Annotated in this window: 21 protein-coding genes; 12 read left to right on the plus strand and 9 right to left on the minus strand. The window is 71.8% G+C overall.

Annotated features, from left to right (window positions below):
• Positions 1 to 78 precede the first annotated feature (78 nt).
• Positions 79 to 1,122 carry a zinc-dependent alcohol dehydrogenase family protein gene (locus ACF09E_RS26310; RefSeq protein ID WP_392207569.1) on the plus strand — a complete coding sequence of 348 codons (1,044 nt, stop codon included), beginning with the start codon at positions 79 to 81 and terminating at the stop codon, positions 1,120 to 1,122.
• Here the strand turns inward: ACF09E_RS26310 and ACF09E_RS26315 are convergent.
• The gene (locus ACF09E_RS26315) at positions 1,112 to 2,422 is read right to left on the minus strand and encodes a CoA transferase (protein ID WP_392207571.1); all 1,311 of its coding nucleotides are present in this window, start codon (positions 2,420 to 2,422) and stop codon (positions 1,112 to 1,114) included. The genes ACF09E_RS26310 and ACF09E_RS26315 overlap by 11 nt on opposite strands.
• Before the next feature lie 81 nt (positions 2,423 to 2,503).
• A complete protein-coding gene (locus tag ACF09E_RS26320; RefSeq protein WP_392207573.1) occupies positions 2,504 to 4,048 on the minus strand; it encodes a S8 family serine peptidase in 1,545 nt (514 codons plus the stop codon).
• A 273-nt stretch (positions 4,049 to 4,321) separates the two neighbouring features.
• Between ACF09E_RS26320 and ACF09E_RS26325 the strand changes: the two genes are divergently transcribed.
• The 3 genes from ACF09E_RS26325 to moaA all read left to right on the plus strand — a co-directional run bounded on the left by ACF09E_RS26325 (position 4,322) and on the right by moaA (position 7,486).
• A complete protein-coding gene (locus ACF09E_RS26325) occupies positions 4,322 to 4,696 on the plus strand; it encodes a DUF485 domain-containing protein (RefSeq protein WP_388802785.1) in 375 nt (124 codons plus the stop codon).
• On the plus strand, positions 4,693 to 6,330 hold the full coding sequence (locus tag ACF09E_RS26330; protein ID WP_392207575.1) for a cation acetate symporter: 1,638 nt from the start codon (positions 4,693 to 4,695) through the stop codon (positions 6,328 to 6,330). Before ACF09E_RS26325 ends, ACF09E_RS26330 begins: the two co-directional genes overlap by 4 nt.
• Before the next feature lie 166 nt (positions 6,331 to 6,496).
• Entirely contained in the window at positions 6,497 to 7,486 is a 990-nt protein-coding gene (gene moaA / locus ACF09E_RS26335) for a GTP 3',8-cyclase MoaA (RefSeq protein ID WP_392207577.1), read from the plus strand.
• A 76-nt stretch (positions 7,487 to 7,562) separates the two neighbouring features.
• Here the strand turns inward: moaA and ACF09E_RS26340 are convergent, their stop codons facing one another.
• Positions 7,563 to 7,772 carry a hypothetical protein gene (locus ACF09E_RS26340; RefSeq protein WP_392207579.1) on the minus strand — a complete coding sequence of 70 codons (210 nt, stop codon included), beginning with the start codon at positions 7,770 to 7,772 and terminating at the stop codon, positions 7,563 to 7,565.
• A gap of 182 nt (positions 7,773 to 7,954) precedes the next feature.
• Positions 7,955 to 8,380 (minus strand): DUF3099 domain-containing protein, encoded by a 426-nt coding sequence (locus ACF09E_RS26345; protein WP_392207581.1) that lies wholly within the window; start codon positions 8,378 to 8,380, stop codon positions 7,955 to 7,957.
• Positions 8,381 to 8,549: 169 nt separating this feature from the next.
• Between ACF09E_RS26345 and ACF09E_RS26350 the strand changes: the two genes are divergently transcribed.
• Entirely contained in the window at positions 8,550 to 8,825 is a 276-nt protein-coding gene (locus ACF09E_RS26350) for a GlsB/YeaQ/YmgE family stress response membrane protein (RefSeq protein ID WP_362112235.1), read from the plus strand.
• Positions 8,826 to 8,908: 83 nt separating this feature from the next.
• On the opposite strand, the gene tyrS is transcribed toward ACF09E_RS26350, so the two are convergent.
• From tyrS to ACF09E_RS26365, 3 genes are all read right to left on the minus strand, one after another.
• Positions 8,909 to 10,177 (minus strand): tyrosine--tRNA ligase, encoded by a 1,269-nt coding sequence (gene tyrS, locus ACF09E_RS26355; RefSeq protein WP_392207583.1) that lies wholly within the window; start codon positions 10,175 to 10,177, stop codon positions 8,909 to 8,911.
• A 53-nt stretch (positions 10,178 to 10,230) separates the two neighbouring features.
• The gene (locus tag ACF09E_RS26360; RefSeq protein ID WP_392207585.1) at positions 10,231 to 11,622 is read right to left on the minus strand and encodes a metallopeptidase TldD-related protein; all 1,392 of its coding nucleotides are present in this window, start codon (positions 11,620 to 11,622) and stop codon (positions 10,231 to 10,233) included.
• Positions 11,623 to 11,704: 82 nt separating this feature from the next.
• Positions 11,705 to 13,228 carry a TldD/PmbA family protein gene (locus ACF09E_RS26365; protein WP_361850381.1) on the minus strand — a complete coding sequence of 508 codons (1,524 nt, stop codon included), beginning with the start codon at positions 13,226 to 13,228 and terminating at the stop codon, positions 11,705 to 11,707.
• 242 nt (positions 13,229 to 13,470) lie between these two features.
• On the opposite strand from ACF09E_RS26365, the gene fabG reads away from it, so the two are divergent.
• The 3 genes from fabG (at position 13,471) to ACF09E_RS26380 (ending at position 15,538) form a co-directional block, all read left to right on the plus strand.
• On the plus strand, positions 13,471 to 14,187 hold the full coding sequence (gene fabG, locus ACF09E_RS26370) for a 3-oxoacyl-[acyl-carrier-protein] reductase (RefSeq protein ID WP_361850383.1): 717 nt from the start codon (positions 13,471 to 13,473) through the stop codon (positions 14,185 to 14,187).
• A 2-nt stretch (positions 14,188 to 14,189) separates the two neighbouring features.
• Entirely contained in the window at positions 14,190 to 14,966 is a 777-nt protein-coding gene (gene fabI / locus ACF09E_RS26375; RefSeq protein WP_361850385.1) for an enoyl-ACP reductase FabI, read from the plus strand.
• Between the two features lie 164 nt (positions 14,967 to 15,130).
• Complete coding sequence (locus ACF09E_RS26380) at positions 15,131 to 15,538, plus strand: hypothetical protein (RefSeq protein WP_392207587.1); 408 nt, start codon at positions 15,131 to 15,133, stop codon at positions 15,536 to 15,538.
• Here the strand turns inward: ACF09E_RS26380 and ACF09E_RS26385 are convergent.
• A complete protein-coding gene (locus ACF09E_RS26385; protein WP_392207589.1) occupies positions 15,483 to 16,196 on the minus strand; it encodes a FadR/GntR family transcriptional regulator in 714 nt (237 codons plus the stop codon). The two genes, ACF09E_RS26380 and ACF09E_RS26385, sit on opposite strands and share 56 nt — an antisense overlap.
• Before the next feature lie 81 nt (positions 16,197 to 16,277).
• Here ACF09E_RS26385 and ACF09E_RS26390 point away from each other — a divergent pair, with 81 nt between their 5' ends.
• The 4 genes from ACF09E_RS26390 to ACF09E_RS26405 all read left to right on the plus strand — a co-directional run bounded on the left by ACF09E_RS26390 (position 16,278) and on the right by ACF09E_RS26405 (position 18,632).
• Positions 16,278 to 17,582, plus strand: a complete 1,305-nt coding sequence (locus ACF09E_RS26390) for a CynX/NimT family MFS transporter (protein ID WP_392207591.1) — start codon at positions 16,278 to 16,280, stop codon at positions 17,580 to 17,582.
• Between the two features lie 17 nt (positions 17,583 to 17,599).
• Positions 17,600 to 17,716, plus strand: coding sequence for an SGM_5486 family transporter-associated protein (locus ACF09E_RS26395; protein WP_361850393.1), 117 nt, complete (start codon positions 17,600 to 17,602; stop codon positions 17,714 to 17,716).
• Between the two features lie 158 nt (positions 17,717 to 17,874).
• Positions 17,875 to 18,078: a hypothetical protein gene (locus tag ACF09E_RS26400; protein ID WP_392207593.1), complete on the plus strand. Its 204-nt coding sequence runs from the start codon at positions 17,875 to 17,877 to the stop codon at positions 18,076 to 18,078.
• 35 nt (positions 18,079 to 18,113) lie between these two features.
• The gene (locus ACF09E_RS26405) at positions 18,114 to 18,632 is read left to right on the plus strand and encodes a SixA phosphatase family protein (RefSeq protein ID WP_388807245.1); all 519 of its coding nucleotides are present in this window, start codon (positions 18,114 to 18,116) and stop codon (positions 18,630 to 18,632) included.
• Between the two features lie 58 nt (positions 18,633 to 18,690).
• On the opposite strand, the gene serB is transcribed toward ACF09E_RS26405, so the two are convergent.
• A complete protein-coding gene (serB, locus tag ACF09E_RS26410) occupies positions 18,691 to 19,908 on the minus strand; it encodes a phosphoserine phosphatase SerB (protein ID WP_361860641.1) in 1,218 nt (405 codons plus the stop codon).
• Positions 19,909 to 20,124: the final 216 nt, after the last annotated feature.

Below are 20,124 nucleotides of genomic sequence, written 5' to 3' on the forward strand. Positions count from 1 at the left end.
GGCACCCGCCGCGCGGAAGCACCGCACGCGATGTACGGTGAACGTCGTACAACTGTCCGACAGCAAGGAACGTCCGTCATGCGCGCCACCACCATCCACGCCCCGTTCGACATGCGCGTGGAGGACGTGCCCGACCCGGTCGTGCAGGACCCCACCGACGTCGTCGTCCGCGTCCTGCGTGCCTGTGTCTGCGGCAGCGACCTGTGGGCCTACCGCGGCGAGTCCGCCCGGCAGCCCGGCCAGCGCATCGGCCACGAGTTCCTCGGCATCGTCGAGGCGGCGGGCTCCGAGGTCACCGGCTTCACCGCCGGAGACCTCGTCGTCGCCCCCTTCGTCTGGTCCGACGGCACCTGCGGCTACTGCGCCGAGGGCCTCCAGACCTCCTGCCCGAGCGGCGGCTTCTGGGGCTCGGTCGGCTCCGACGGCGGCCAGGGCGAGGCCGTCCGCGTCCCCTTCGCCGACGGCACCCTCGTCAAGCTGCCCGCCGACGCCGCCTCGGACGACCGCCTCCTCACCGCCCTCCTCGCCCTCTCCGACGTCATGGGCACCGGCCACCACGCCGCCCTCGGCGCCGGGGTCCGCAAGGGCTCGACCGTCGCCGTGGTCGGCGACGGAGCCGTCGGCCTCTGCGGTGTCCTCGCCGCCCGCCGGCTCGGCGCCGAGCGGATCATCGCGCTCGGCCGGCACACCGCCCGCACCGACATCGCCCGCCTCTTCGGCGCCACCGACGTCGTCGCCGAGCGCGGGGAGGCCGCCGAGGCCGCCGTCCGCGAGCTCACCGGCGGCCAGGGCGCCCACGCCGTCATCGAGGCCGTCGGCACCGAGCAGTCCATGCGGACCGCCGTCGCCGTCGCCCGCGACGGCGGCTCGATCGGCTACGTCGGCGTCCCCCACGGCAGCGGCACCGGACTCGACCTGTCCGTCATGTTCGACCGGAACATCGCCCTGCGCGGCGGCGTCGCCCCCGTGCGCGCCTACATCCCGGAGCTGCTCCCCGACGTCCTCGACGGCACCATCGACCCGTCGCCGGTCTTCGACCTGACCGTCGGCCTCGACGGAGTCCCCGGCGGCTACCGGGCGATGGACGAGCGCACCGCCCTCAAGGTCCTCGTCAAGCCGTAGTCCAGACGGGGGCGTCGGCCCCCTGGACGCCCGGCGGGCGGGACCAGCCCGCCGGGCCGCCCTCGTAGGCGACGGGGGACAGCGCGTGCCGCAGCCGGCCCAGCGGCCCCTCCGCAGCGGTGACGTACCGCTCGGGCTCGTACCGCGGCAGCGCGTGCGTCAGCCAGTGGCCCGTCTGGGCCAGGGCGAGCCGGACGAGCCGCGTGCCGCCGTCCCGGTCCTGCTCGGTGAGCGACCGCAGGACCGCCGCCGCGAGCAGATAGCCGGTGCCGTGGTCCAGCGCCTGGGCCGGCAGTGTGCCAGGCCGCTCCGCCGACCCCTCGGCGACCGCGATCCCGGTCGCCACCTGCACCAGGCTGTCGAAGCCGCGCCGCCCGGCCCACGGCCCGTAGTCGCCCCAGGCGGAGAGCCGCGCGGTGACCAGCCCCGGCCGCTCCAGGTCGAAGCGGTCGAGCGCGCCCGGCCGGTAGCCGGTGACCAGCACGTCGGCCGCGTCCAGGAGCTCCCGGAAGGTACGGCGGTCCGACGGCCGGTCCAGGTCGAGTGCGGAGGTCCGCTTGCCGACGTCCGTGTCCGCGTGCTGGTCCGGCAGTTCGGGACGGCCCGGCGGGTCGATCCGCAGCACGTCCGCACCGAGCAGCGCCAGCGTCCGGGTCGCGACCGGCCCGGCGATCACCCGGGTCAGGTCCAGGACCCGCAGCGGCCCGTCGCGCCGCCGCGGCGGCGCCTCGTCGAGCCGCTCCCGGGTCAGCAGCGGCCGCGCCGCCACCTCCCGCCCCTGCGCGTGCTCCGCCCACCGCGCGGGAGTCCGCAGCGCGACGGCCAGGCCTCCGGCCGCGTACACCGCCGTCTCCACCTCGACCGCCCCGCGCCCGCCGATCGCCGCGCCGACGGCGTCCACGGCGTCGGCGCCGGTGTCCGCGACGCCCAGCGCCGTGAGCAGCGCCGCCCGGTGGTGCGGATAGTTGGCGTGCGTGCGGACCCAGCCGTCGGCCGCCCGCCAGAACCGGGAGAGCGGTGCGAAGCTCACCGGGGCCCGCCCGTCGACCCGCAGATGCCGCTCGCTCACGAACGCGGTCGCGACGGCCCCGTCGTCCACCCGTACCGGCCCGGTCAGCCCCGCGCGCTCCACGGCGGCGAGCGAGCAGACCGCGACCGAGGCCCGGGCGAGCTCCATCACCGGCAGCCGCGCGGCCAGCAGCCCCGCGGGGCCGCCGTACTCCACCCGGTCGACCAGGGCGGGATCGCCGCCGAGGGCCGACCACAACGACTCCGTACCGGTGCGCACCGTGTGGTCCATGGACCGACTATGGCAGCCGGGGCACGCGAAGGGCCCTGATGTGGCACACCACACCAGGGCCCTCACCCGCTCACACGTCGGCTAGAAGCGGCGCACCGCGTCCAGCGCGTCGATCAGACCGGCTCCGTAGAAGCCGTTCTTGTTCTTGCCGCCCTCGCACACCGCGTCGATCTTGCCGTCGGCGTCGATGTCGTAGGGGTTGGTGCACGCGCGCTTGTCGGCCTGCGCGTACAGCAGCGCCTTGAGGGCCGCCGGGCTCGCCGAGGGGTACGTCGACTTGAGCAGCGCCAGGACGCCCGCCGCGTGCGGGGCGGCCATCGAGGTGCCGGCCTTGTAGTTGTAGCCGCCGTTGACCGTCGTCGACAGGATCAGGCCGTTGACCGCCGGGGCGTCCGGGGTCTGGAACCTGGTGCTGTCGCCGCCCGGGGCCGCGATGTCGATGACGCCCAGGCCGTAGTTCGAGTACGACGACTTCAGGCCCTTGGCGCCGGTCGCGGAGACCGTGACGACACCCGGCAGCATGGCCGGGTAGTCGAGGCACTTCTTCGGGTCGATGACCCGGTCGCCGGGGGTGGTGTCGTTCGGGCTGCTGTTGTCGAGGATCTCGTCGGCGGCCAGGTCGAACTTCGAGTTGCCGGCCGCGGCGACGTTGACCGCGCCCTTGTGCTCGGCGTAACGGCTCGCGCGGGTGACGGCCTCGATGAGCGCCTTCTGGTCCGCGTCGTTCTTGCAGGCGAACATCCACGGGTCGGTGTAGTAGCTGTTGTTCGTGACGTCGACGCCGTGCTCGGCCGCCCACACGAAGCCGCAGACCACGGCCTCCGTGTAGAAGAAGCCGTCCGGGGTGGACACCTTGATGCCGGAGACCTTCACGCCCGGGGCGACACCGGTGATGCCGATGCCGTTCTTGGCGGCGGCGATCGTACCGGCGACGTGGGTGCCGTGGTCGCTCTCGCCGGGGTTCGGACGCCACGATCCGGGGGTGGTGTCCGGCTTGCCGGAGACGCAGTTCGCGGAGGCCTTGGCGTCGAAGTTCGGCGCCAGGTCCGGGTGGGTGTCGTCGACACCCGTGTCGATGACGCCGACGGTGACCCGCTTGCTGCCGAGGGTCCGCTTGTGGGCCTTGTCGGCCTTGATCGCCGGAAGGTCCCACTGCAGGGGCTCCAGGGCGTCCTGCTCGTCCGTCGCACGGGCGGCGGCGGCCTTGGCCTCGGCCTCGGTCAGCGCCTGCGAGCCGCCGCCGACCGAGTTGTCGGTCTGCACGGACAGCGGAGCGGTACGGGTCGCACCGGCCGACACCACGCCGTAGGCCCGGCGGATCGTCTTCGCGAACTGGGGGTCCTGCGAGTGGACGACTATGACGCCTATCTGGTCGTACGAGACGACCACTTCTCCGCCGGCCCGGGCGATCGACTTCCTCACCGAGGCGGCGGTTCCGCGACCCGCGCCGACGTTCACGACGTAGGACAGCTTCGGCCCGTTCGTCGCCGTCTTGGCGGTCGCCGGTGCGTCGCTCAGTTCCGCGGCGGAGGCAGCGCCGGAGGGAAGGAAGCCGAGCGAGGCCGTGAGCGCGAGACCAACAGGCAGAGCGAGAGCTCGGCCGCGCCTCGATCCCAGATGAGCCATGGGTTCTCCACATCATCCGTATGTACTGCCCGCGCGCGGGTTTACGCGCGGACAGGTGCATGACGAGTGAAGCTATCGCTGATCTTCCATGCCCATCAATGAGTTGAGAAGACTTCATGGAGATCTGACCGAAGAAATCCTCCGCGTGAACCACTTCCCGTTCCGCCCCGTGCCGTTGGGCAGGGGAGGGGCTCCAACCGGAGTCCCCCGTTCCCGCACTCCGGTGAGGCCCCCTTGTCCATGCCGTCCGCCCCCGCGTCACGAGGAGAGTCCGTGGCTACCGAAGCACCCCCGCCGCCCAGAGACGGGACGGAGGGCCCCGCCGGACCCGCCGGTCCCGGCACGGAGCAGTTCATCGAGGTGCAGGAAGGGGAGGAGTTCGGCGAACTCCGCCGCACGTACCGCTCCTTCGCCTTCCCGCTCACCCTGGCCTTCATCGCCTGGTACCTGCTGTACGTGCTGCTCTCCAACTACGCGGGCGGCTTCATGGGGACCAAGGTCTTCGGCAACATCAACGTCGCCCTCCTCCTGGGCCTCGGCCAGTTCGCGACCACCTTCCTCATCGCCTGGCTCTACTCCCGACACGCGGCGAACCGGCTCGACCCCCGGGCCGACGCCATCAGAAAGCGCATGGAGGGCGACGCATGAACACCCCCGTCCTGCTCGCGGCCAACGCCACCGGCGAGCACCGCCCACTGATCATCGCCCTCTTCGGCGCCTTCGTCATCGCGACCCTGGCCATCACCGTCTGGGCCGGCCGCCAGACCCGCAGCGCCGCCGACTTCTACGCCGGCGGCAGCCAGTTCACCGGCTTCCAGAACGGCCTCGCGATCTCCGGCGACTACATGTCCGCCGCCTCCTTCCTCGGCATCAGCGGCGCCATCGCCCTCTACGGCTACGACGGCTTCCTGTACTCGATCGGCTTCCTGGTCGCCTGGCTCGTCGCCCTGCTCCTGGTCGCCGAACCGCTCCGCAACTCCGGCCGGTTCACCATGGGCGACGTCCTCGCCTACCGGATGCGCCAGCGCCCGGTCCGCACCGCCGCCGGCACCTCCACCATCGTCGTGTCCATCTTCTACCTGCTGGCGCAGATGGCGGGCGCAGGCGTCCTCGTGTCGCTGCTCCTCGGCATCACCAGCGACGGCGGCAAGATCGCGATCGTCGCCCTGGTCGGCGTCCTGATGATCGTCTACGTCACGATCGGCGGTATGAAGGGCACCACCTGGGTGCAGATGGTCAAGGCCGTCCTGCTCATCGCGGGCACGCTCCTCATCACCTTCCTCATCCTGCTGAAGTTCGACTTCAACCTCTCGCAGCTGCTCGGCGCCGCCGCCACCAACAGCGGCAAGGGCGACGCCTTCCTGGAACCCGGCCTCAAGTACGGCGCCACCGCCCTCTCGAAGCTGGACTTCCTCTCCCTCGGCATCGCCCTCGTCCTCGGCACGGCCGGCCTGCCGCACATCCTGATCCGCTTCTACACCGTGCCGACCGCCAAGGCCGCCCGGAAGTCGGTCAACTGGGCCATCGGCATCATCGGCGGCTTCTACCTGATGACGATCGTCCTCGGCTTCGGCGCCGCCGCGCTGCTCAGCGGCGACACCATCACGGCCTCCAACAAGGCGGGCAACACGGCCGCCCCGCTCACCGCCCTGGAGGTCGGCGGCGGCACCGGCTCCACCGGCGGCGCGATCCTCCTCGCCGTCATCTCCGCCGTCGCCTTCGCCACCATCCTCGCCGTGGTCGCCGGCCTGACCCTGGCCTCGTCCTCGTCCTTCGCCCACGACATCTACGCGAACGTGATCAAGCGGGGCAAGGCCACCGAGCAGGAGGAGATGCGGGCGGCCCGGCTGTCCACCGTCCTCATCGGCATCGTCTCGATCGCGCTCGGCGCCCTCGCCCGCGACCTCAACGTCGCCGGCCTGGTCGCCCTCGCCTTCGCCGTCGCCGCCTCCGCCAACCTGCCCACGATCCTCTACTCGCTGTTCTGGAAGAGGTTCACCACCCAGGGCGCGCTCTGGTCGATCTACGGCGGACTGATCTCCTCCGTCGTCCTCGTCCTGTTCTCCCCGGTCGTCTCCGGCGGTCCGGCCTCGATGTTCAAGGGCGTGGACTTCCACTGGTTCCCGCTGGAGAACCCCGGGCTCGTCTCGATCCCGCTCGGCTTCCTCCTCGGCTGGCTCGGCTCCCTCTTCTCCAAGGAGGAGCCCGACGCCGGCAAGTACGCCGAGCTGGAGGTCAAGTCCCTCACCGGCGTGGGGGTCGCCGCCGCGGTCAAGCACTGACCCCAGCGCAGTCGGCCGTATACGGTCCGCGACCCCGGGGCGGCCGCGTCGTAGAGTTCTACGACGCGGCCGCGCCGGTCCTCGTGACAATCTGCCCTGCTCGCGGGCGGCCCGCTCACGTAGGCTCGAATCACACGCCCACACCAAGACGGGGAGGGGGCCCACAGTGCTCATCGACACCTTCGGCCGGGTGGCCACCGACCTGCGCGTCTCGCTCACCGACCGCTGCAATCTCCGCTGCACGTACTGCATGCCGGAAGAAGGCCTGCAGTGGCTCGCGAAGCCGGACCTGCTCACCGACGACGAGATCGTCCGGCTGATCCGCATCGCCGTCACCGACCTCGGCGTCACCGAGGTCCGCTTCACCGGCGGCGAGCCCCTGCTCCGCCCCGGCCTCGTCGGCATCGTCGAGCGCTGCGCGGCCCTGGAGCCGCGCCCCCGGATGTCCCTCACCACCAACGGCATCGGGCTCAAGCGCACCGCCACCGCCCTGAAGGCCGCCGGCCTCGACCGGGTCAACGTCTCCCTGGACACCCTGCGGCCCGAGGTCTTCAAGACCCTCACCCGGCGCGACCGACACCAGGACGTCCTCGACGGCATGGCCGCCGCCCGCGACGCCGGCCTCACCCCGGTCAAGGTCAACGCCGTCCTCATGCCCGGACTCAACGCCGACGAGGCCCCCGACCTGCTCGCCTGGGCGGTCGAGGAGGGCTACGAGCTCCGCTTCATCGAGCAGATGCCGCTCGACGCCCAGCACGGCTGGAAGCGCGACGGCATGATCACCGCCGGGGACATCCTGGAGTCCCTGCGCACCCGCTTCACCCTGACGCCGGAAGGCGCCGACGAGCGGGGCTCCGCCCCCGCCGAGCGCTGGGTCGTCGACGGCGGACCGCACACGGTCGGCGTCATCGCCTCCGTCACCCGCCCGTTCTGCCGGGCCTGCGACCGCACCCGGCTCACCGCCGACGGTCAGGTGCGGACCTGTCTGTTCGCCACCGAGGAGACGGACCTGCGGGCCACCCTCCGCTCGGACGCCTCCGACGCCGAGGTCGCGGAGCTCTGGCGGAAGGCGATGTGGGGCAAGAAGGCCGGCTCCGGCCTCGACGACCCGGAGTTCCTCCAGCCCGACCGCCCGATGTCGGCGATCGGCGGCTGAACTGGGAGGCCCGCGGCCCGGACCGGACGGTCCGGGCCGCGGGCCTCCCCGCCGGACGGCGTCCGGCGCTCCCGATCTAGGGGGTGTCCCAGTCGGCCAGCGGTACGACGTCCTTGAGGAAGCCCCGTACACCCAGGAACTGGGACAGGTGCTCCCGGTGCTCCTCGCACGCGAGCCAGGTCTTGCGGCGCTCGGGCGTGTGCAGCTTGGGGTTGTTCCACGCGAGGACCCAGACGGCGTCGGCGCGGCAGCCCTTTGCGGAACAGATCGGCTTCTCTTCGCTCACCTGATCATTGTCCAGCAAAGGCGATGCCGAGCAGCCACGGGGGGAGCTGCCCGGCATCGGTCTGTCGCTCCGACGGGGGATGCGGAGCGCGTAGGCAGTATGTCACGGCACATGGGGTGCGGTGCACCGGAACTTCACGATTGATCTGAGCTTTTCTTGAGCTTTCCGGCCACTGTCCGTGATCAGTTCTGGCCGTACGGTCGCTCTGCGCCCGCGGCGTATCCGGCGTTCCCGGTGTTCCCGGCGTTCTCGGCATTCCCGGCTTTCTCGGCATTCCCGGTGTTCCCGGTGTCCGGGTCCGCGGGGCCGTCCCCGAACCCGAGCGCGGGTCGCACCGGAGCCGGTACGAACGTGGAGGGCAGGGACGGGGCCGACTCCCGGCCCGCGTTCGCGATGACCACCGCGATGTAGGGGAGCAGGACGCCCAGCGCGAGCGCCACCACGGCCACGTGCCGCTCGACGTTCCAGAGCACCGCGGCCGCGATCACCGACAGCGTCCGGACCGTCATCGAGATGACATAGCGCCGCTGGCGCCCCCGGACGTCGTCCGCGAGCCCCTGCCGCGCCCCCGTGATCCGGAAGACCTCGCTTCCGCCACGCTTCGCCATCGCCGTCCACCACCCACCGGTCGCGCCGGACGCTCCGCGTTCCGGACCTCGCTCCACGGTACGCCCGCCCCTTCCGGCCGACGAGACCGGGGCACGGATGGAGCTGTCCGACATGCGCAGTATGACGCAGGGGCCGAGACTGGGCGCACATGCGTACAAGGAGGCGACGATGAGTTGGTTGTGGGCGATCATCGTGGGATTCGTCCTGGGTCTGATCGCGAAGGCGATCCTGCCCGGGAAGCAGCAGATCCCGCTCTGGCTGACGACCGTGTTCGGCATTCTCGGCAGCGTGCTCGGCAACGCCGTCGCGACCTGGATCGGTGTCAACGACACCAAGGGCATCGACTGGACCCGCCACCTGCTCCAGCTCATCGGCGCCGTCGCCGTGGTCGGAGTGGGGGACATGGTGTGGGCCTCGATCAAGGGCAACCGACGGCGGGCCTAGCCTCCTCCGGCCCCGCCCCCGTACGCCGGGAGGCCCGGTACGGCACGTGGTGTGCCGTACCGGGCCTCCCGGCGTGACGTGCGTCAGGCGCCGGCGAACTCGATCGCCGCCAGGTTCTTCTTGCCACGCCGCAGCACCAGCCAGCGGCCGTGCAGCAGCTCGTCCGCCGACACCTCGGCGTCCTCGGCGGTGACCTTCACGTTGTTCACGTACGCCCCGCCCTCCTTCACCGTGCGGCGCGCACCCGACTTGCTCGGGGCCAGACCGACCTCGGTGAACAGGTCGACGACCTGGCCCAGCTCCGTCACCCGCGCGTGCGGCAGCTCGGACAGGGCGGCGGCCAGCGTCGCCTCGTCCAGCTCCGCCAGGTCGCCCTGGCCGAACAGCGCCTTGGAGGCGTCGATGACGGCCGCGCACTGGTCCGCGCCGTGCACCAGCGCGGTCAGCTCCTCGGCCAGCGCGCGCTGCGCGGCGCGGGCCTGCGGCCGCTCGGCGGTCTGCCGCTCCAGCTCCTCCAGCTCCTCGCGGGGCTTGAAGGAGAGGATCCGCATGTACGTGGAGATGTCCCGGTCGTCCACGTTCAGCCAGAACTGGTAGAACGCGTACGGCGTCGTCATCTCCGGGTCGAGCCAGACGGCGCCGCCCTCGGTCTTGCCGAACTTGGTGCCGTCCGCCTTGACCATCAGCGGGGTCGCCAGCGCGTGCGCCTCGACGCCCGGCTCCAGCCGGTGGATCAGGTCGAGGCCGGCCACCAGGTTGCCCCACTGGTCGGAGCCGCCCTGCTGGAGCGTGCAGCCGTAGCGCCGGTACAGCTCCAGGAAGTCCATCGCCTGGAGCAGCTGGTAGCTGAACTCGGTGTAGCTGATGCCCTGCTCGGACTCCAGGCGCCGGGCCACGGAGTCCTTGGTCAGCATCTTGTTGACCCGGAAGTGCTTGCCGATGTCCCGCAGGAACTCGATCGCGGACATCCCGGCGGTCCAGTCCAGGTTGTTCACCATGACCGCGGCGTTCTCCCCCTCGAAGGAGAGGAACGGCTCGATCTGCGTCCGCAGCCGGTTCACCCAGTTCGCGACCGTCTCGGGGTCGTTCAGGGTGCGCTCCGCCGTCGGCCGCGGGTCACCGATCTGGCCGGTGGCCCCGCCGACCAGCGCCAGCGGCCGGTGCCCGGCCTGCTGGAGCCGGCGGACAGTGAGGACCTGGACCAGGTGGCCGACGTGGAGACTGGCCGCGGTCGGGTCGAAACCGCAATAGAAGGTGACGGGACCGTCCGCGAGAGCCTTGCGCAGTGCGTCCTCGTCGGTGGACTGGGCGAAGAGCCCGCGCCACTTCAGCTCGTCGACGATGTCGGTCACGTCGTCCGTCTCCTTGTGCGTGCGATGGGAAAAGACGTCTCAGTCTAGGTGGGTCAGACCCCCTTGCTGACCGAGCTCATGTTGAAGTCGGGGATCCGGAGGGCGGGCATCGCCGCCCGGGTGAACCAGTCGCTCCACTCGCGGGGCAGCGTCTTCTCCGTCCGGCCCGCCTCGGAGGCCCGCGACAGCAGGTCCACCGGCGACTCGTTGAACCGGAAGTTGTTCACCTCGCCGACCACCTCGCCGTTCTCGACGAGGTAGACGCCGTCCCGGGTCAGCCCGGTGAGCAGCAGCGTCGCCGGGTCGACCTCGCGGATGTACCAGAGGCAGGTGAGGAGCAGACCCCGCTCCGTCGAGGCGACCATCTCCTCCAGGGAGCGCTCGCCGCCGCCGTCCAGGATCAGGTTCCCCGCTCCGGGGGCCACCGGCAGGCCGGTGAGTTCCGCCGAGTGCCGGGTGGTGATCAGACGCTCCAGCCTTCCGTCCCGCACCCAGTCCGTCGGGGCGATCGGCAGGCCGTTGTCGAAGACGGAGGAGTCGTCGCCCGAGGAGTGGGCGACGACGAACGGAGCGGACTCCAGGCCCGGCTCGTTCGGGTCGCTGCGCAGGGTCAGCGGCAGCGGCGAGAGGGTCTCGCCGAGCCGGGTGCCGCCACCGGGCTTGGAGAAGACCGTACGGCCCTCGACCGCGTCCCGGGCCGCGGAGGACCACAGCTGGTAGATCAGCAGGTCGGCCACGGCCGTCGGCGGCAGCAGCGTCTCGTACCGCCCGGCGGGCAGCTCGATGCGGCGCTCCGCCCAGCCGAGCCGGGTCGCGAGGCCGGCGTCGAGGGCGGCCGGGTCGACGTCCTTGAAATCCCGCGTCGCCCGTCCCGCCCAGGCCGAGCGGGCCCGGTCGGGGGACTTGGCGTTCAGCTCCAGGGTGCCGTTGGGCTGGTCGTGGCGGAGCCGCAGACCCGTGGAGGTCCCCAGGTAGGTGGAGGTCAGCTCGTGGTTGGCGAAGCCGTACAGCTCGCGGCCGCCGGCCCGGGCGCGGGCGAAGGCCTCGCCGAGCGCCGGCGCGAAGTCGGCGAAGACCGCGGAGGAGGTCTCCGCCGGCGCGTCCGTGAAGTCGGGCGACGCGGGCACGTCCGCCACCAGCGGCTGGGCGTCCTCGGCGGGCCCGGCGGCCCGCGCGGCGGCCTCGGCGGCCCGCACCAGCGGCTCCAGGTCGTCGACGGTCACCGCGGACCGGGACACGACACCGGAGGCGGTGCCCTGCGCGCCGTCGACGGTCGCGATGACGGTGAGGGTACGGCCACGGGTCACCCCGTTGGTGGTGAGCGCGTTCCCCGCCCACCGCAGGTTCGCCGAGGACTCCTCGTCGGCGATCACCACGCACCCGTCGGCCCGGGACAGCTCCAGGGCCCGCTCGACGATCTCGTACGGCTTGCTGACGCGGCTCATCGTCCGGCCTCCTGCGTCGTGTTCAGACTGTGCTTGCCCGGGGGACGACCCCCGGACCCCCGGCGAATCGTGTGGCGAGCGCTCATCGTCCGGCCTCCTGCGTCGTGTTCAGGATGTTGACGCCCCGGAAGAGGGCGGAGGGGCAGCCGTGGGAGACGGCCGCGACCTGGCCCGGCTGGGCCTTGCCGCAGTTGAAGGCGCCGCCGAGGACGTACGTCTGCGGGCCGCCGACCTGCTCCATCGAGCCCCAGAAGTCGGTGGTCGTCGCCTGGTAGGCGACGTCCCTCAGCTGCCCGGCGAGCCGGCCGTTCTCGATGCGGAAGAAGCGCTGCCCGGTGAACTGGAAGTTGTAGCGCTGCATGTCGATCGACCAGGACCGGTCGCCGACCACGTAGATCCCGCGCTCCACGCCCCCGATCAGGTCCTCGGTCGACAGGCCGCCCGGGTCGGGCTGGAGGGAGACGTTCGCCATCCGCTGCACCGGCACGTGCCCGGGGGAGTCGGCGAAGGCGCAGCCGTTCGACCGGCCCAGGCCGGTGAGCTTCGCGATCCGCCGGTCCAGCTGGTAGCCGACGAGCGTGCCGTCCTTCACCAGGTCCCAGCTCTGCGCCTCGACGCCCTCGTCGTCGAACCCGACGGTCGCCAGACCGTGCTCGGCCGTCCGGTCGCCCGTCACGTTCATGATCGAGGAGCCGTACGCCAGCTTGCCCAGCTGGTCGAAGGTCGCGAAGGACGTGCCGGCGTACGCCGCCTCGTAGCCGAGCGCCCGGTCCAGCTCGGTGGCGTGGCCGATGGACTCGTGGATGGTCAGCCAGAGGTTCGACGGGTCCACGACCAGGTCGTACCGGCCCGCCTCCACGCTCGGCGCCCGCATCTTCTCCGCGAGCAGGCCCGGGATCTCGTCCAGCTCCTTGTCCCAGTCCCAGCCGGTGCCCGTCAGGTACTCCCAGCCCCGACCGACCGGCGGCGCGATCGTCCGCATCGAGTCGAACTCGCCCGTCGTCCCGTCGACGGCGACGGCCGTCAGCTGGGGGTGCAGCCGGACCCGCTGCTGGGTGGTCACGGTGCCGGCCGTGTCCGCGTAGAACTTGTTCTCGTGGACGGTCAGCAGCGAGGCGTCCACGTGCGCCACGCCCTCCGCCCGCAGCAGCCGCGCGCTCCAGTCCGCGAGCAGCGCGCTCTTCTCCTCGGCGGGGATGGAGAAGGGGTCGATCTCGTACGAGGAGACCCAGGTGCGCTCCTCGTGCACCGGCTCCGCCGCGAGCTCCACGCGCTCGTCGGACCCGGCCGCCGCGATCACCTTGGCCGACAGCTTGGCCATGGCGACCGCCTGCGAGGCGACCTTGGCGGCCCCGTCCATGGTCAGGTCGACACCGGACGCGAAGCCCCAGGCGCCGCCGTGCACCACCCGCACCGCGTAGCCGAGGTCCGTGGTGTCGGAGGAACCGGACGGTTTGGCGTCGCGCAGCCGCCAGGAGGCGCTGCGCACCCGCTCCAGGCGGAAGTCCGCGTGCTCGGCGCCGAGCGCGCGCGCCCGGGCGAGCGCCGCGTCGGCGAGCGCCCGCAGGGGCAGCGCGACGAACGAAGGGTCGATCTGGTGGACCACGAGCGGCCTCGCTCTCGGTGATCGGAAGGCTGGGGTGGAGCAGGATGGAGCTCTCGTTGATCTGCGACGGAAGTCAATCACGGGACGCCGCGCGGAGTCGGCGCATTACGTGACGCGGGGCGGCCTGAGCTGTAGGGACCCGACAGTGACACCCGGGCGCCACTGTCGGAGGTCGATTCCTCATGTCGGGAGCGATACCGATAGGTTTTCGGCTACCAGACCGCTATCGAAAGGGTGATCCGTTGAGCCGCTCGGTTCTCGTCACCGGAGGAAACCGGGGCATCGGCCTCGCCATCGCCCGCGCGTTCGCCGAGTCCGGCGACAAGGTCGCGATCACGTACCGCTCCGGCGACCCCGCCGAGCTGGAGAAGGACGGCTTCCTCGCCGTCAAGTGCGACATCACCGACTCCGAGCAGGTCGACCGGGCCTACAAGGAGATCGAGGAGAAGCACGGTCCGGTGGAGGTCCTCGTGGCCAACGCCGGTGTGACGAAGGACCAGCTCCTCATGCGGATGTCCGAGGAGGACTTCACCTCCGTCGTCGACACCAACCTCACCGGCACCTTCCGGGTCGTCAAGCGCTCCAACCGCGGGATGCTGCGCGCCAAGAAGGGCCGCGTCGTCCTCATCTCCTCGGTGGTCGGTCTGCTGGGCTCCGCGGGCCAGGCCAACTACGCCGCCTCCAAGGCGGGTCTGGTGGGCTTCGCCCGCTCCCTCGCGCGTGAGCTCGGCTCCCGCAACATCACCTTCAACGTCGTCGCCCCTGGTTTCGTCGACACCGACATGACCGCCGTGCTCACCGACGAGCAGCGCGCGGGCATCGTGTCCCAGGTGCCGCTGGGCCGCTACGCCCAGCCGGAGGAGATCGCCGCCGCGGTGAAGTTCCTCGCCTCCGACGACGCCTCGTACATCACTGGAGCCGTCATCCCGGTTGACGGCGGATTGGGCATGGGTCACTGACCATGAGCGGAATTCTCGAGGGCAAGCGCATCCTCATCACCGGTGTGCTGATGGAGTCCTCCATCGCCTTCCACGCCGCCAAGCTGGCCCAGGAGCAGGGCGCGGAGATCATCCTCACCGCCTGGCCGCGGCCGACGCTGACCGAGCGCATCGCCAAGAAGCTGCCGCACCCGGACAAGGTCAAGGTCCTGGAGCTCGACGTCTCGAACGACGAGCACCTCGCCCGCCTGGAGGGCCAGGTCCGCGAGCACCTGGGCGACCGCCTCGACGGCATCGTGCACTCCATCGGCTTCGCGCCGCAGGACGCCCTCGGCGGCAACTTCCTCAACACCCCGTTCGAGTCCGTGGCCACCGCCATGCACGTCTCCGCCTTCTCCCTGAAGTCGCTGACGATGGCGCTGCTGCCGCTGATGAGCGAGGGCGGCTCGGTCGTCGGCCTCACCTTCGACGCCAAGTTCGCCTGGCCGCAGTACGACTGGATGGGCCCGGCCAAGGCCGCCCTGGAGGCCACCAGCCGCTACATGGCCCGTGACCTGGGCAAGCAGAACATCCGCTGCAACCTGATCTCGGCGGGCCCGCTCGGCTCGATGGCCGCGAAGTCGATCCCCGGCTTCGGCGAGCTGGCCTCCGTCTGGGACAGCCGCTCCCCGCTGGAGTGGGAGCTCACGGACCCGGAGCCGGCCGGCCGCGGCATCGTCGCGCTGCTCTCCGACTGGTTCCCGAAGACCACGGGCGAGATCATCCACGTGGACGGCGGGCTGCACGCCATCGGCGCGTAACCGCTCCTCGCCGCAGCACCAGGGCCGTGTGTCCGCCCCGACAGGGGACGGACACACGGCCCTCGCCGTTCCGCAACCCCTGCACGACTCGAAAAGTCGAACGAACCACCCCAGACTGGGGCAGAGCGCGATGCTTCTGCTGCTGACGGGGAGGAGGTGCGGGCATGTACGCGATACGTCACGGGTTCGGCGCGTTCGTCTCCGTCGCCGTACTGCTCACGGGGACAGCCGTCGCCGCCGAGGTGCGGGCGGCCCCCGCCCCGGCCGAGGAAGCGCCCGCGGCCGCGCCGGCGGACGAGAAGGAGGACTTCGGAGCCTCCTGCCGCACCGTCGTCCAGGGATCCACCGTCACCGCCCACTGTCAGAACCCGTACCCCCGCACCGACCGGATCCGGCTCCACGTCGAGTGCGAGCGCTGGTGGGACGTCGACTCCGACAGCGCCCCCGTGGAGGTCGCCCCCGCCGACTACGGCAGCGTCACCGGCCGCTGCTGGAAGGAGGTCCGGTCCGCCTGGATCACGCACCAGCCGGCGGACGGGACTCCCGACCCGACTCCGGTGCGGGGTTCCTGAGGCACATGTAGGGGTAGCCGGCCGCCTCCGCGCCGGCCCGCTCCGCGTCGCCCTCCCGGATCGCGTCCACCAGGCGCCCGTGGTCCATCCGGTTCTCCGGCAGCAGCTCCTGCCCCACGTCGTCGCGCAGCCACTCCCGCAGCAGGTCGCCCAGGTCCGCGTAGAGCTCCGTGAGCACCTCGTTGCCCGAGGCGGCGACGACCGCGTGGTGGAAGGTCGCGTCGGCGGACACGAACCGCTCCGCGTCGCCCGACTCCCAGGCCTCCTCCCGGCGGAGCAGCAGGGCGTCGAGCTGCTTCAGGTCGCGCTCGCCGCGCCGCGCGGCCGCGAGCCGGGCCGCGGCGGACTCCAGGGTCGAGCGCAGCTCGGCGACGTGCCGGGGGTCGGAGCCGGCGAACCGGCGGTGCATCACGCCCGCCAGCTCGCTGGTGGCGACGACGTACGTCCCGGAGCCCTGGCGGATGTCGAGGAGCCCGTTGTGCGCCAGGGCCCGGACCGCCTCGCGCACGGTGTTGCGGGCCACGCCCAGCTGCTCGACCAGCTCGGGCTCGGTCGGGATCCGCGAACCCACCGGCCACTCGCCGGAGGTGATCTGGTTCCGCAGTTCGGCGATCACCTGGTCGGAGAGGCCTGCGCGCCGGGGGTGGCCGAGGGCCATGGAGCACCTTCCCATTCGTTCGGGTCGCCCAAGCCGTTCGGGATTGGACAACCAATCATCCCATGATTCTATGATGGCTCCATGCCTGACGAGCCGAAGACCCTCGACCCCGCCGCACGACCGGCCACGGCCACCGCTCCGGCGGCCACCACGACCCCGCGCGGAGCCGCCGTCACCGGCGATTCTCCCGCACCGGGGCGGGCGCAGCGCTGGACCCTCGGCCTCGTCACCGTCGGACTCGTCCTGGCCGCCCTCAACCTCCGGCCCGCCATCACCAGCCTCGGCGCCCTCCTCGAAGAGGTCAGCGCGGACCTCCACATGAGCGGCACCGTCGCCGGCGTCCTCACATCCGTCCCGCCGCTCTGCTTCGCGGTCTTCGGCATCACCGCCCCGCGCCTCGCCCGCCGTTTCGGCCCCGCCGCCGTCGTCTGCGCCGGCATGGCCGCGATCTTCGCCGGCCTGGTCCTGCGCCCCTTCGCGGGCGGCACCGTCGGCTTCCTCGCCGCCAGCGCCCTGGCCCTCATGGGCATCGCCGTCAGCAACGTCCTGATGCCGGTCATCGTCAAGCGGTACTTCCCCGACCGCATCGGCAGCATGACCGGCCTCTACTCCATGGCCCTCGCCCTCGGCACCTCCGTCGCCGCGGCCGCGACCGTCCCCATGACCGCGGCCCTCGGCGGCGACTGGCGCATCGGCCTCGGCGTCTGGGCGGCCGTCGCCGCACTGGCCGTCCTGCCCTGGATCCCGCTCGTACGCGACCGGGAACGCGCCGCCGCGCCCTCCGCCGCCACGGCCGAGGCCCCCGCCCCCCGCGTCACCCGCAGCCGCACCGCCTGGGCCCTCGGCTGCTACTTCGGCCTCCAGGCCACCGGCGCCTACATCACCATGGGCTGGATGCCGCAGATCTTCCGCGACGCCGGCGTCCCCGCCTCCACCGCGGGCGTCCTCCTCGCCGTCACGATGGTCATGGGCGTCCCGCTCGCCTTCGTGATCCCCCGGCTCGCCACCCGCATGAAGAACCAGGGCCCGATCGTCGTCGCCCTCGGGCTCTGCGGCCTCGCCGGCTACACCGGCCTCTTCCTCGCCCCCTCCGCCGGCGCCTGGTTCTGGGCGGTCCTCCTCGGCGTCTCCAACTGCTCCTTCCCGCTCGCCCTCACCATGATCGGCATGCGCTCGCGCACCGGCGCGGGAGTCGTCCGGCTCTCCGCCTTCGCCCAGAGCGTCGGCTACCTCATCTCCATCCCCGGCCCCCTCCTCGTCGGCGTCCTCTACCAGCACAGCGGCGGCTGGGCACTCCCCATCGCCCTCATGGGCGGGCTCATGGTGCCGCAGATGATCATCGGAACCCTGGCCGGGAGGGACCGGACCGTCGAGGACGAATGCTGAGATGCGAGACTGTCGCCATGCCAGTTCTCGAACCCACTCCCCCCAACGGCCAGAAGAAGCTGCTCCTCGTGTTCGGCGCGATGATCGGCATCACGGTCGTCATCGGCGTCATCGCCTCGATCGCCTCCCCCTGACACGGGATCCCGCGTCCGGGAAGGGGGGGCTGCCCCCCGCATCCCCTAGGGGGCGGGACTCAGGGTGAAGTGGGTGGATCACCGGATGGGACGAGAGGTCCACGATCCCTACGGTGGACACGACAGGGAAAGCGGAGTCCTCACCCACGGAGGCGGTCATGTCGGCCCACACGTCCACCCGCGTGCGACCCGGCGCGACCGGAGCGGACACCCGGCTGCCCTGGTGGGCCCTCGCCCTCCCGGCGGCCGCCTTCCTCGCCCTCCTCCTGCTGATGAGCGGGTCGGGTGAGGCCCACGCGACGGCCGGTGCCCCGGGGGTCGGAGGGTTCCTGGAGCTGGTGCGGCAAACGCTCTCACTCTGAGTCGGCGCGGCCCGATCCGTGCGAAGCTGAGCACCATGAGCGTCGACACACCCCGCAGGATCGTGCTGCTCCGACACGCGAAGGCGGACTGGAACCAGGAGTCCGACCATGAGCGCCCCCTCGCCGACCGGGGCCGCGCGGACGCCCCCGTCGTCGGCCGCCGCCTCGCCGAGACGGGCATCGCCTTCGACCTGGCCCTCTGCTCCACCGCCACCCGGACCCGCGAGACCTGGAAGCTGGCCGTGCAGGCCCTCCCCGAGCGCCCGAAGACCGTCTACGAGGACCGGCTCTACGAGGCCTCGCTCGGCGAGCTCATCGCCCTGCTGAACGAGACCTCGGAGGACGTGTCCGACCTCCTCGTCATCGGCCACAACCCCGGGATGCACGCCCTCGCCGACGCCCTCGCGGGCCGGGCCGAGGGCGACACCCTGTCCCGGATGACCCGCAGCGGCTTCCCGACCTCCGCCTTCGCCGTCGTCGCCTTCGACGGCTCCTGGAAGTCCCTGGAGCACGGCGCCGGACGCCTCGTCGACTTCTGGACCCCGCACGCCTGAGCCGGTACGCGGAGGGGCCCGGCCGTCACCCGACGGCCGGGCCCCTCCGCGTACCGGCTCAGTGCAGCAGGTCCTCGGCGCCGCCGTCCGCCGCCTCGACCTCCTCGCGGGTGATCCCCAGCAGGTACAGCACGGTGTCCAGGAACGGCACGTTCACCGCCGTGTGCGCGGCCTCGCGCACCACCGGCTTCGCGTTGAACGCCACGCCGAGACCGGCCGCGTTCAGCATGTCCAGGTCGTTCGCCCCGTCGCCGATCGCCACGGTCTGCGCCAGCGGCACCCCCGCCTCCGCCGCGAACCGGCGCAGCAGCCGCGCCTTGCCCGCCCGGTCCACGATCTCGCCGGTCACCCGCCCCGTCAGCTTCCCGTCCACGATCTCCAGGGTGTTCGCCGAGGCGAAGTCCAGCCCCAGCCGCTCCTTCAGATCGTCGGTGACCTGCGTGAACCCGCCGGACACGACACCCACCTGGTAGCCGAGCCGCTTGAGCGTACGGATCAGGGTCCTGGCGCCGGGCGTCATCCGCACCTCGGAGCGCACCTTGTCGACCACCGAGGCGTCGAGGCCGGCGAGCAGCTCCACGCGCGCGTGGAGCGACTGCTCGAAGTCCAGCTCGCCGCGCATCGCGGCGGCCGTCACCTCGGCGACCTGGTCCTCGCAGCCGGCGTGCGCCGCGAAGAGCTCGATCACCTCGTCCTGGATCAGGGTCGAGTCGACGTCCATGACGACGAGCCGCTGGGCCCGCCGGTGCAGCCCCGCGGAGACCACCGCCACATCCACCCCGATGCTGTGCGCCTGGGTGGCGAGGGCGGTCCGCAGCGGCTCGGTCGCGCAGCCGGACACGGCGAACTCGACGGCGGTGACCGGATACTTCGCCAGCCGGAAGACACGGTCGATGTTGCCGCCGGCCTCCGCGATCCTGGCCGCTATGGCCGCCGTCTGCTCCGCCGTCAGCGGGTTGCCGAGCACGGTCACGTGCGAGCGCCCCTCACCGCGGGGACGGTTGTCGCCGGTCCCGGAGATGATCTCGGCCTGGAGCTTCAGCGACTCGGCCCAGCTGTGCACGGTCGCGCGGAGCTCGCCCTGCGAGGCGACGGTCGGCTCGGTGACGAGCGCGCACAGGACGAGGCGGCCTCGGGAGACCACCTGCTCGATGTCCACGACGTCGACGGAGTAGGCGGCGAGGGTGTCGAAGAGTCCCGCGGTGATCCCGGGACGGTCCTTCCCGAAGATCTTGACGAGAAGAGTGGGAACGTCTGAGGTCTGCGATGCGCTCATGGTGGTTCCACCGTATCGGGCGCCGCGCGCCCCCCGACCCCCCGTCCCGACCAGCGGACACCCGAGCCGTCCCGGGCCCGGCCGGGTGAGCGCCCCCGGCGACCCTGCGCCGGGTCTTCACGCGGCCCGACTTTCGGAGAGGGGACCGGGCCTGAAATAGTTCCCCCGGATGATTCGCATCCCTGGACTCCCCGCGACGGGGGTACATCGGGGGAC

The organism is Streptomyces sp. NPDC014891 (assembly GCF_043081085.1).
GTDB lineage: Bacteria > Actinomycetota > Actinomycetes > Streptomycetales > Streptomycetaceae > Streptomyces.

Coding starts and splice junctions, on each gene's coding strand:
- ACF09E_RS26395 (WP_361850393.1), top strand. CDS start 17,600: ATGCCAGTTCTCGAACCCACTCCCCCCAACGGCCAGAAGAAGCTGCTC.
- ACF09E_RS26330 (WP_392207575.1), top strand. CDS start 4,693: ATGAACACCCCCGTCCTGCTCGCGGCCAACGCCACCGGCGAGCACCGC.
- ACF09E_RS26320 (WP_392207573.1), bottom strand. CDS start 4,048: ATGGCTCATCTGGGATCGAGGCGCGGCCGAGCTCTCGCTCTGCCTGTT.
- ACF09E_RS26385 (WP_392207589.1), bottom strand. CDS start 16,196: ATGGCCCTCGGCCACCCCCGGCGCGCAGGCCTCTCCGACCAGGTGATC.
- ACF09E_RS26310 (WP_392207569.1), top strand. CDS start 79: ATGCGCGCCACCACCATCCACGCCCCGTTCGACATGCGCGTGGAGGAC.
- ACF09E_RS26345 (WP_392207581.1), bottom strand. CDS start 8,380: ATGGCGAAGCGTGGCGGAAGCGAGGTCTTCCGGATCACGGGGGCGCGG.
- ACF09E_RS26380 (WP_392207587.1), top strand. CDS start 15,131: ATGTACGCGATACGTCACGGGTTCGGCGCGTTCGTCTCCGTCGCCGTA.
- ACF09E_RS26315 (WP_392207571.1), bottom strand. CDS start 2,422: ATGGACCACACGGTGCGCACCGGTACGGAGTCGTTGTGGTCGGCCCTC.
- ACF09E_RS26350 (WP_362112235.1), top strand. CDS start 8,550: ATGAGTTGGTTGTGGGCGATCATCGTGGGATTCGTCCTGGGTCTGATC.
- ACF09E_RS26405 (WP_388807245.1), top strand. CDS start 18,114: ATGAGCGTCGACACACCCCGCAGGATCGTGCTGCTCCGACACGCGAAG.
- ACF09E_RS26360 (WP_392207585.1), bottom strand. CDS start 11,622: ATGAGCCGCGTCAGCAAGCCGTACGAGATCGTCGAGCGGGCCCTGGAG.
- serB (WP_361860641.1), bottom strand. CDS start 19,908: ATGAGCGCATCGCAGACCTCAGACGTTCCCACTCTTCTCGTCAAGATC.
- ACF09E_RS26390 (WP_392207591.1), top strand. CDS start 16,278: ATGCCTGACGAGCCGAAGACCCTCGACCCCGCCGCACGACCGGCCACG.
- fabI (WP_361850385.1), top strand. CDS start 14,190: ATGAGCGGAATTCTCGAGGGCAAGCGCATCCTCATCACCGGTGTGCTG.
- ACF09E_RS26400 (WP_392207593.1), top strand. CDS start 17,875: ATGTCGGCCCACACGTCCACCCGCGTGCGACCCGGCGCGACCGGAGCG.